The 10,076-nt window shown below is 57.8% G+C and carries 8 protein-coding genes; 5 read left to right on the top strand and 3 right to left on the bottom strand.

Translation table 11 applies throughout. The features are described 5' to 3' along the window. From LQ952_RS14360 to LQ952_RS14350, 3 genes are all read left to right on the top strand, one after another. Positions 1–656 (top strand): aminotransferase class V-fold PLP-dependent enzyme (locus tag LQ952_RS14360; protein ID WP_238623309.1); only part of this gene is annotated, 656 nt, incomplete at its 5' end. Between the two features lie 75 nt (positions 657–731). Beyond that, complete coding sequence (locus tag LQ952_RS14355; protein ID WP_238623308.1) at positions 732–1,055, top strand: c-type cytochrome; 324 nt, start codon at positions 732–734, stop codon at positions 1,053–1,055. Between the two features lie 15 nt (positions 1,056–1,070). After that, the gene (locus LQ952_RS14350; RefSeq protein ID WP_238623307.1) at positions 1,071–2,339 is read left to right on the top strand and encodes an NAD(P)/FAD-dependent oxidoreductase; all 1,269 of its coding nucleotides are present in this window, start codon (positions 1,071–1,073) and stop codon (positions 2,337–2,339) included. Positions 2,340–2,449: 110 nt separating this feature from the next. Here the strand turns inward: LQ952_RS14350 and LQ952_RS14345 are convergent, their stop codons facing one another. Genes LQ952_RS14345 through LQ952_RS14335 form a run of 3 tightly spaced genes read right to left on the bottom strand, consistent with a single transcriptional unit; the run spans position 2,450 to position 5,279 of the window. Continuing rightward, positions 2,450–3,733, bottom strand: a complete 1,284-nt coding sequence (locus LQ952_RS14345; RefSeq protein ID WP_238623306.1) for an O-acetylhomoserine aminocarboxypropyltransferase/cysteine synthase family protein — start codon at positions 3,731–3,733, stop codon at positions 2,450–2,452. Positions 3,734–3,735: 2 nt separating this feature from the next. Continuing rightward, entirely contained in the window at positions 3,736–4,221 is a 486-nt protein-coding gene (locus tag LQ952_RS14340; protein ID WP_347402089.1) for a CoA-binding protein, read from the bottom strand. After that, positions 4,218–5,279, bottom strand: coding sequence for a sigma-54 interaction domain-containing protein (locus LQ952_RS14335; RefSeq protein WP_347402088.1), 1,062 nt, complete (start codon positions 5,277–5,279; stop codon positions 4,218–4,220). The genes LQ952_RS14340 and LQ952_RS14335 overlap by 4 nt, the downstream gene beginning before the upstream one ends. 282 nt (positions 5,280–5,561) lie before the next feature. On the opposite strand from LQ952_RS14335, the gene LQ952_RS14330 reads away from it, so the two are divergent. Both LQ952_RS14330 and LQ952_RS14325 read left to right on the top strand, forming a co-directional pair. Next, positions 5,562–7,187, top strand: coding sequence for an aspartate:alanine exchanger family transporter (locus tag LQ952_RS14330; RefSeq protein ID WP_238623305.1), 1,626 nt, complete (start codon positions 5,562–5,564; stop codon positions 7,185–7,187). A 448-nt stretch (positions 7,188–7,635) separates the two neighbouring features. Next, positions 7,636–9,171 (top strand): sulfurtransferase, encoded by a 1,536-nt coding sequence (locus tag LQ952_RS14325; protein ID WP_238623304.1) that lies wholly within the window; start codon positions 7,636–7,638, stop codon positions 9,169–9,171. Positions 9,172–10,076: the final 905 nt, after the last annotated feature.

The raw sequence follows: 10,076 nt of genomic DNA, 5'->3' as shown, positions 1-10,076 counted from the left end.
TGGTGGACGGCGCCCAGGCGGTGTCCCATCTGCGGGTGAATGTACAGTCACTGGACGCAGACTTTTATGTCTTTTCCGGCCACAAGGTCTTCGGCCCCACCGGTATTGGTGTCCTGTATGGCAAGTCGGACCTGCTGGAGCGGATGCCACCCTGGCAGGGCGGCGGCAACATGATCACCGACGTGACCTTCGAGCAGTCCAGCTTCCAGGCCCCACCCAACCGGTTTGAGGCCGGTACCGGCAACATTGCCGACGCCGTGGCTCTGGCCGCCGCCATCAAATATCTGGAGGGCATCGGACTCGAACGGGTGGCGCAGTATGAACATGAACTGTTGGTTCATGCCAGCGAAGGGCTGGAAGCTATCCCCGGGCTGCGCCTGGTGGGGACCGCCGCGCAGAAGACCAGCGTGGTCTCCTTCGTGCTGGAGGGGTGGCGCACGGAAGACGTCGGAGCGGCCCTGGACCGAGAGGGCATCGCGGTACGGGCCGGGCATCATTGCGCCCAGCCCATCCTGCGCCGTTTTGGGCTGGAGGCCACGGTCAGACCCTCGCTGGCCTTCTACAACACCCACGAGGAAGTCGACATCCTGATCAATGCCGTCCGACGTCTGGCCAACGGGCGTCAGCCGGTCCTCCATCAGGGATTGAATCACTGAATAACCGGCCACCCCGTGGTGGCACCCGGCCCGACATCCGTTTTTTAACAGCCCAAGCATCGGGGGAGAAATCACATGAACATACGAAGACTGGGGGTCGGCGCCTTGTGCGCCATCCTCCTGGGGGGCACGGCCGCCCTTGGCCAGGCAGCAGGCCTGGATGAACGCAGTGTACGGTCCTGGGCGGCTTCCTGCGCCGCCTGCCACGGCACCGATGGCCGTGCCATTGCGGGCAGTACCGCATTGGCGGGACGCGATGGGGAGGATCTCTACCAACTGCTGATCGAATTCAAGACCGGGGAACGTCCGGCCACCGTCATGCACCAGCACGCCAAGGGCTACTCAGACGCAGAACTGAGGGCATTGGCCAACTGGTTCGCAGCACAGCCCAGACGCTAAGGGGGATGAATGGGCATGTCAATCAATCGTCGTAATTTTCTAAAAGCTTCCGCAGGCATCGCAGCCACCGCCCTGGCACCTGCTTGCGCCACCTCACGCAATCGCGCCCCGTTGGGACGGGTCGTGGTGGTGGGAGGTGGTTTTGGTGGCGCCACCGCCGCCAAATATCTGAAGAAATGGGAGCCCGCCCTGGAAGTCACCCTGGTGGAACGCAATCCCAATTTCGTCTCGTGCCCCATCAGCAACCTGGTTCTGGCGGGGGAGAAACAGATTGAAGACATCACCCACCCCTACGACGGACTGGAAAAGCTGGGGATACGCCTGGTGCGCGATACCGCCACGGCCATTGATCCCGACCGGCGGTTGGTCCTGCTGGCCAACGGCGATCCCCTGCCCTGGGATCGCCTGATCGTCTCTCCAGGTATCGACTTTCTGTACGACCGTATCCCGGGCCTGAATTCCACCGCCGCACAGGAGCGGGTCTTGCACGCCTGGCGTGCCGGTCCCCAGACAGTCGCCCTGCGCCGGCAACTGGCAGCGCTACCGGATGGGGCCACCTTTGTCATCAGCATACCCACTGCGCCCTATCGTTGCCCTCCCGGCCCCTACGAGCGGGCCAGCCTCATCGCCCATTACTTCAAACAGGAAAAACCCAGGAGCAAAATCCTCATTCTGGATGGGAATCCCGACATCACCTCCAAAAAGGGACTCTTCCTGGAGGCCTGGCAGAATCTGTATCCGGGGATTATCGAGTATTGGCCGAACCACGAAGTAGTCGACTTCGATATTCGCACCAACACCGCCCACACCGAGTTCGAGCGCATTCGGGCGGACCTGTTCAATATCATTCCACCACAACGGGCCGGGCACATCGCCACCCCTCTGATCACCGCCAACGATCGCTGGTGCGGTGTGGAATACCAAGGGTTCGAGTCCACCCGGATACCCGGGGTACACGTCATTGGAGATGCCATCGTCGCTGCTCCCGGCATGCCCAAGTCTGGGTTCATGGCCAACAATCACGCCAAGGTGGCCGCGGATGCCGTCATCGCTCATTTCCGAGGTCTTGAGCGAATCCCCACACCGATCATTGCCAATACCTGTTACAGCTTTGTCTCTCCTGACGAAGCGGTCCATGTGGCTTCAGTACATCGCTATGATGCAGACCAGCGTACCCTGCTACCGGTCCAAGGCGCCGGTGGCCTGTCCCATGGCCGCAATGCCATGGAAGCCAAGCTGGCGCTGGCCTGGGCCAGGAACATCTGGGCCGACGCCTTGACCTGATAGTCCGGTCACTGCACAGAGCGTGCGTGGCCCATCTCTTGGGCCACGCTGTCTAGTGATCGGTTATCCGTACCGTGGTGTCATATTGAAACAACCGCGGACAAAAAAATCTAACCGACTCTGCTGAGCGCCTGATCGATATCCCAAAGTATATCGTCAATAGTTTCCAGGCCGACCGATACGCGGATCAGATCCGGGGGCACTCCGGCGGCGATTTGCTGTTCCTCGGACAATTGACGATGGGTGGTCGAAGCTGGGTGGATGACCAGTGTTTTAGCATCACCGATATTTGCCAGGTGAGAGAGAAACTCGACATTGTCGATAAATTTCTGCCCGGCTGCAGCGCCACCCCGGATACCGAAGGTAAGCACCGCGCCCGCCCCCTTTGGCAGGTACTTACGGGCAAGGTCACGATAGCGGCTGTCGTCCAGGCCCGGGTAATTGACCCACGATACTTTGGGATGCCCCTGCAGAAAACGGGCGACGGCCAAGGCGTTACTGCAATGGCGCTCCATGCGCAAAGGCAAGGTTTCCACCCCCTGCAGCAACAGGAAAGCGTTAAACGGGGAGAGCGCCGGCCCGAAGGTACGCAGCCCCTCCATACGGCATTTCATCGTGAAACCGAAATCGCCAAAAGTCTCGTAGAAGCGCACACCATGATATCCGGGTGACGGATCGGTCATGCAAGGAAAGTGTCCGTTGTCCCAGGGGAAATTCCCGGATTCAACGATGATGCCTCCCATGCTGGTGCCATGGCCTCCAATGAACTTGGTGGCGGAATGCAGACTGAGTGTTGCCCCCCATCTGAAGGGCTGGCAAAGGTAGGGGCTGGCAAAAGTACTGTCAATAAACAGCGGCAAACCTGCCTGGTTTGCAATCCGGGATACAGCCTCGATATCCAGCACGTTAAGCGACGGATTTCCCAGTATTTCAGCATAAACCACCTTCGTCCTGGGATTGATGGCACGGGCAAAATTTTCCGGGTCGTCCGGATCGACGAACAGGGTCTTGATGCCCAGCTTCCTGAAGCTGATGTCAAGCTGGGTATGGGTACCGCCATACAGCGTTCGGGAGGCAACAATCTCGTCACCGGCTTCACAGATATTCAGCAGGGCAATCATCTGCGCGGCCATGCCGGAGCCGGTCGCCACTGCAGCTCGACCATTCTCCAGGGCGGCGATGCGTTCTTCCAGCACTGCAACCGTCGGGTTGGAAAGACGTGAATAAACGTTGCCGAAGGTCTGCAGGTTGAACAGACTGGCTGCGTGCTCCGGACTGTCAAAGACGTAGGAGGTCGTCTGATAGACAGGTACTGCACGACTTCCCGTAGCGGCATCGGGGACCTGTCCGGCATGCAGACAAAGCGTATCAAATCCGTATTCGTGTTTGGTCATGGTCATGCTTTCGGTGGAGAAAAACGAAGCAGGCGGCGGGAAGAAATCACGTGAGTATTGACGCCGAACCAGTTGAGGCCACCAAACAACCGTGCATGCTCGATCTTTACACAGCGATCCATGATCACAGTCAGCCCGGCGGTCTCGGCAATCGTCCGGGCCTCATCGTTGATGACGCCGATCTGCAGCCACAGCACCTTGGCACCGATGGCCACGGCCTCTCTGGCAATGCCCGGAGCTTCGCTGGGCTTGCGGAAAACATCCACCAGATCCACCGTTTCAGGAATGGCACTGAGCGTTGGGTAGCATTTTTCACCAAGTACCCGCTCATACCTGGGATTGACCGGTATCACCCGGTAGCCATGCTCCTGCATATATTTGGCAGCGAAGTAAGAAGGTCGGTACCAATCGTCGGATAGACCTACAATGGCAAGGGTACGGGTCTTCAGCAAAACACTTCTTACTGTCATCATATTATCATGCATCATCGTTCAACAGCCCTGTGATTCTTGATTTCTCCAATTCTGAGAAGCCGTGCTCGCATCACATTACGGCTAATACCCAACAGGCGTGCTGACTGCACCTGGTTCTCATGACAAAAACGGTATGCCGTGCGTATTAATGTATCTTCCACCAAGGCATATAGTTCTGGTGGCGCACCATCAAACAAACTTTCAAAAGCCCTTTCAAGAGCCTCGACCGGTGAATCAATATTCGCTGAGACAGGCTCATAATCACTCGATAATGTCAACGAAAGAAGCTGCAAATCCTTCGCCCTTACCTGGTTATCACGGCATATGATAAGTGCATAGTGAATTGCATTCTCAAGCTCCCTTGCATTCCCGGGCCATGAATGAGACATCAGCTTTTCTTCACCACAGGCACTGATACTGATTGAAGGATATCCAAGGCGAAGGCAATATTTCTCAACAAAATACCGGGCCAGAGGAATAATATCTCCAGCGCGCTGCCGCAACGGTGGAAGATATACCGTGGCAACATGCAACCTGTAAAAAAGATCTTCACGAAAATGACCCGCCTTCACGGCGTCAGCGAGATTAACATTCGTTGCCGCCAGCACACGTACATTGACGGGAATAGCGGCACGCGCCCCCAGACGCACCACTTCTCGTTCCTGTAGCACACGCAATAATTTGACTTGCATTGAAAAAGGCAGATCGCCGATCTCATCAAGAAAGAGAGTGCCGCCATCGGCGGCTTCAAACCATCCCTTGCGTGCACTCTGAGCTCCTGTAAAAGCCCCCTTTTCGTACCCGAACAATTCGCTTTCAAAAAGGCTCTCCATGAGGGCGCCACAATTCACAGCGACGAAGGGACCCGGCCGGCGGTGGCTCTTATCGTGGATATGGCGCGCGACAAGCTCTTTGCCCGTACCCGTCTCGCCCATGATGAGGACACCGACATCGCTGGGCGCAAGCCGCTCAATTCGCTCCAGCAGAGCCTGGGATTTCTGATCCTCGAACACCAGTGCGGTGGCTCGCTCCCGGGTAATCTCCAAGACATTGGGTAACGCAAGCAAAGACACTTTGACCCCCAATAAAAAATGCCACTATAGCAAATCCAAAGTACATCCTTTTTCCGATTTTCTGCATACCTTATTCAAAACAAGCACGCTTTCCGACATCAAGACCAGAAGTATCATGAATTTCTTGTCGACTCATCCCATGCCTGATTACAATGAAAAATGGCATGACTTAAATAGCCGGAATTGTATTATCAGGAACCAGCATTGATGCACCGATCCGACGCAACAGTATCGACGTACACAATGCGATGAGTCTGTAGTCCACGAGCACCGGACCGCGCCATGATCGAGATCCTCGCCGACAATCCACTGCTGTTGCTCTTTGCCGTGGCCGCCACGGGGATGCTGCTGGGCAGCATCCGACTGCTGGGCACCCGCATCGGGATGGCCGCCGTGCTGTTTGCCGGACTAGGCTTCGGCGCCCTGGACCCAGCCCTGCGGTTGCCGGAATTCGTCCTGCAACTGGGCTTGGCCCTATTCGTCTATCTGGTGGGCCTGGCCAGTGGCCGTGCCTTTGTTCGGGCCTTCGACAGCCGGGGGCTGCGGGCCAACGGACTGGTGCTGCTGTCACTGCTGGCCGGGGCCGGTGTGACATTGCTGCTGGCCTGGGCCCTGCCCCTGGACGGTCCCACCAGCGCCGGACTCTTTGCCGGTGCCACGACCAATACACCCGCCCTGGCCGGTGTGTTGGAAACCCTAAGGGACAGCGCCAACGAGGCCAGCCTATCGGCCCCCGTGATCGCCTATTCCCTGGCCTATCCGGGCGGCGTCCTGGGTATCATCCTGGCCATCATCGTGCTGCAACGTCTCTGGCGCATCGACTATGCGCGGGAGGCGGCAGGGCTGCGCGACTATGGTGCCACCGGTGAGCATCTGACCCACATTACCGTGCGCATCACCTGCCATGAAGTCACTCGCATGCCCATCCAGGCATGGCGGGAACAAGAACGCTGGCATGTCATCTTTGGTCGTTACCGGCGTGGTGACGTGGTGGAACTGATCCAGCCGGACACCGTGCTCGAACCGGGTGATGAGATCAGCCTGGTGGGGGCCCGGAACGACCTGGAAAGCACCGCCGCCCGACTGGGTGACGTGGTGAATACAGACCTCATCTTCGACCATTCCCGCCTGGATTTTCGACGCATGTTTGTCAGCAATCCCCAGGTGGCCGGCCGCACCCTGGGAGAACTGGCCCTGCCCCAGCGCCTGGGCGCCGTCGTGACCCGGGTGCGTCGGGGGGACATGGATTTTTTGCCGACCGCGGATCTGCGACTGGAACTGGGGGACCGGGTGCGGGTGGTGTCCCGGCGCGATGACATGGACAAGGTCACCCGATTCTTCGGGGACTCCTACCAGGCCCTGTCGGAAATCAATATCCCGATCCTGGCCATTGGCCTGGGTCTGGGACTGCTGCTGGGTCTGATACCCCTGCCCCTGCCCGGCGGGCTGACCCTGCAACTGGGATTTGCCGGTGGCCCCCTGCTGATGGGGCTGCTGCTGGGGGCCATCGGTCATACGGGGTCAGTGGTCTGGACCCTGCCCTATTCCGCCAACCTCACCCTGCGCCAATTCGGTCTGCTGCTGTTCCTGGCGACCGTGGGCACCAATTCCGGTCATGCCTTCGCATCCACGCTGCAAGCCGGCGAGGGTCTGGACCTCATCCTGATGGGTGGCCTGCTCACCTTCTCGCTGGCGGCCACCACGTTGGCGGTAGGGTATCAACTGCTGAAACTGCCCATGAACGTCATGCTGGGGGTGGTCTCCGGACAGCATACCCAGCCTGCAGCCCTGGGTTACGCGGTAGAGCAGGCAGGTAACGATCTGCCCCATATCGGCTATGCCACCGTCTTTCCCATGGCCACCATTGCCAAGATCCTGCTGGCCCAGATCATCCTCATCCTTGCTTGACTCGATCCCGGCATCACCTCCTACAAAAAGCACTTAGTCCTTGCCGCCCCCCCCCCGGCCTTGTAGGCCGGTCACGTACCAGCAGTAGCCTCACCCCACCCAACTACCTGACGATATACAGGCCTGTACCGAGCCGTATCGGTCGACGCTTTCCAACATAAAAACTCGAAGCATCATGAGTTTTTTGTCGACTCATTTCATATCTCATTGAATGGCTCCCCCACCGGTCGGCATGGCGTTGCAGATGTTCCCCAGCAAGCACTCCTGCTGCCCCAGAAACACCGGATCAGCATATCGAAGAAGCAGCAGATACCGCACACGGTTAATGCATTGAATTTAAAAACAAAAAAACCTGGCATGACTCATGCTATTAGACAAATCAACAACATGGGAAAAATTCTGCTATCCGATCCGACAACAGCCTTTCTGACAGGAAATTCAAGTGGTCATGAAAAATCTTAAAAACCAGTTACCGCCGGGCGTTTTCCTTATTCTTATCTGCATCACTCTGGCAATTTCACTCTCCGCTTGTGGTGATGAACGTTCCAAGGAATCAATCGATGATTCAACCGGATTTCGAATTAATTCCCCAGCTGACATCGCCCAAAAGTCGGCTGAGGAATATGATGACAACCACAGTGGCCTGATCACTGGCAGAACGCTGAAAAGCTGGATCGATAACTGGGAGGAAAACAGACCTGACGGGATAACCGGAAAACTCATCATCATTCAGGCGACACGTGGCCCCAGCGGCTTTGAATTCATAAAACCAGATAATCAAAACGTATTCACCTATCTGGAAACCGGCTGGCGGGAACCACGCACAAATGGCGTGTCTGAAATAGCCGGGATTGTATTATCGGGGCCCAGCATTGATGCACTGATCCGGCGCTACGGTATCGACGTGAACAACGACATGATTGTTTGCGCACAGGGTACCGGCGGAAATGCGGCCATGAATCAGGGGCGTTGCTGGTATACCTTTCGCTACTGGGGTGTCGACCATCGCAATCTGGCCGTCCTCAATGGCGGCAATAATCATCTCAATGGTGACTGGACCGCCGGCGATTTCACCAATCAAGACTTCAGCGCTGCCATTGCAAACCAGCCCAGCCCTATTATCAACAGACAGATCAGTAACGTAAAAGATCTACGGGTTGACAACACGGCGCTACAGGCGACATTGGAGGACATCATTGATGTCCTGCCTACCCGGGACATCAATAACACCTCCAACGGCGTTTTCCTGTGGGATGGGCGCAGTCTGGATCAGTACAGCGCGGGCGAGGCTTCGGAAGCAGGTGGCCCCCTGGCAAACCGCTACGCCAGCTTCCAGAACCAAGCTACCCGTCAAGGCCATCCCCGTGGGTCGGTCAATCTGAACTGGACCAACCTGATTGATACGAGCACCGGTTTATACAAACCCAAGGCGGCCCTGCGTGCCTACCTCAACGGCGAAGTCGATGAAAACGGTCGGGGATTTGTCGACGGGACCTATCAATACCTGGGCATCGGCAATGCCTATCAGGACGGGGATACGGTCTATATCTGGTGTGAAACCGCTGCACGGGCGGCAGTCACTCAAATCGTGACCGCCGTGATCCTGGGGCTGCCGACCCGGCTCTACGATGCCTCCACCATTGAATGGAACTCCCTGACAGGAGACGCCTACGACCGGGACGGCGTTCTGATCCTGCCGTCTGACTCACCTTGGCGCACCGACGTATTGTCAGAGCCGTACTTCCCCAACCTGCCCGCCAACATCGCGCCACGCAATGCCTGGAGTGACCCACAAAACCCTGCCGCGGTGGCCCCACCCCGCATCGTTGACCCATACGCCCCGCGGTCCAATGCGGTGATCCTTGAAGATCAGGCCTACAAGGCCCTGGATGATGGAGAGGACATTGGCAATGGCAACGACACCGGCAACAGCGGTGGTTCCGGCGGCGGCGTCGTGCTGCCCCCCAATCCTTGCGGGGGTTAATGCCTGAAGGTATCGCCGCCGCACAGTGGCGATACCTCCCTTGCCTGCAACGAAAAAGGAAAGCGTTCATGCGCATGCGCATCGTCGGTGGCGTCCTCCTTTTAACACTCGCGGTCAGTGTCTCGGCTCTACCGGGCGCGGTAGTCGCCCTTGAAGACCATCCCGCCTCCGGCAAGGCCTCGGGGCATCACCGGGAGCAGATACAAGAAGCATCTCCGGCGTCCGAGAAACGTTCGGGCAGGTTGAGATTCCGTGATGGACCGGTATGCATGTGCGGGGATGGACTCCGAGAGCAGGACATCAAAAATGCCCAGGGAAACAACCGGGCCAGGTCTGAACAAGAGGAATGAAAGTGAGCGCGAAGTTCAACAAGCGATTTTTCATCATGCTTCTGCAGCGTTACCCGAACACGTTCCGATTCGCCGCAATATCCCTGCCGGCGCTCATTGCCGGCGTACTCCTGATCTGGGGTTCGCACTACCTGCAACCATCGGCCGAATCCTCAGGGCGCGCCGAACAAGCGGATGAGGGATGGGGCCGGGAAGCCTTGCATGTTCTTAAAGAGCATGCCGTGTCGCTGTCCCCGGTGAAACTTGCCAATGCCTGCGGCCTCGGTGCCTCAAGCTGCTTTCGGTGCCACAACGGAAGGCGAGCCGCAGCCCCTGCAAGCAGTCCGGAACAGGGTCCATGGCATCACGATCACAATAGCGTCAACTACTCCTGCGCCGGCTGCCACCAAGGAAATCCTCGCATCCTCCGAGAGGATCTCGCCCATCGGAACATGCTGAAAAATCCCGTCGCCTCGCCTGGTAGTGCATGCACCAGCTGCCACCGTGGCGAAGACACGCAACAGCTCGTCGATACCTACCTGCGGTCCCACCCCCACCTTTCAGCTCAGAGGTAAA

Origin of the sequence: Ectothiorhodospira lacustris (genome assembly GCF_022227785.1) — a bacterium.
Taxonomy (GTDB): Bacteria; Pseudomonadota; Gammaproteobacteria; order Ectothiorhodospirales; family Ectothiorhodospiraceae; genus Ectothiorhodospira; species Ectothiorhodospira lacustris.
This window is presented reverse-complemented; position numbering and strand designations above follow the sequence as displayed.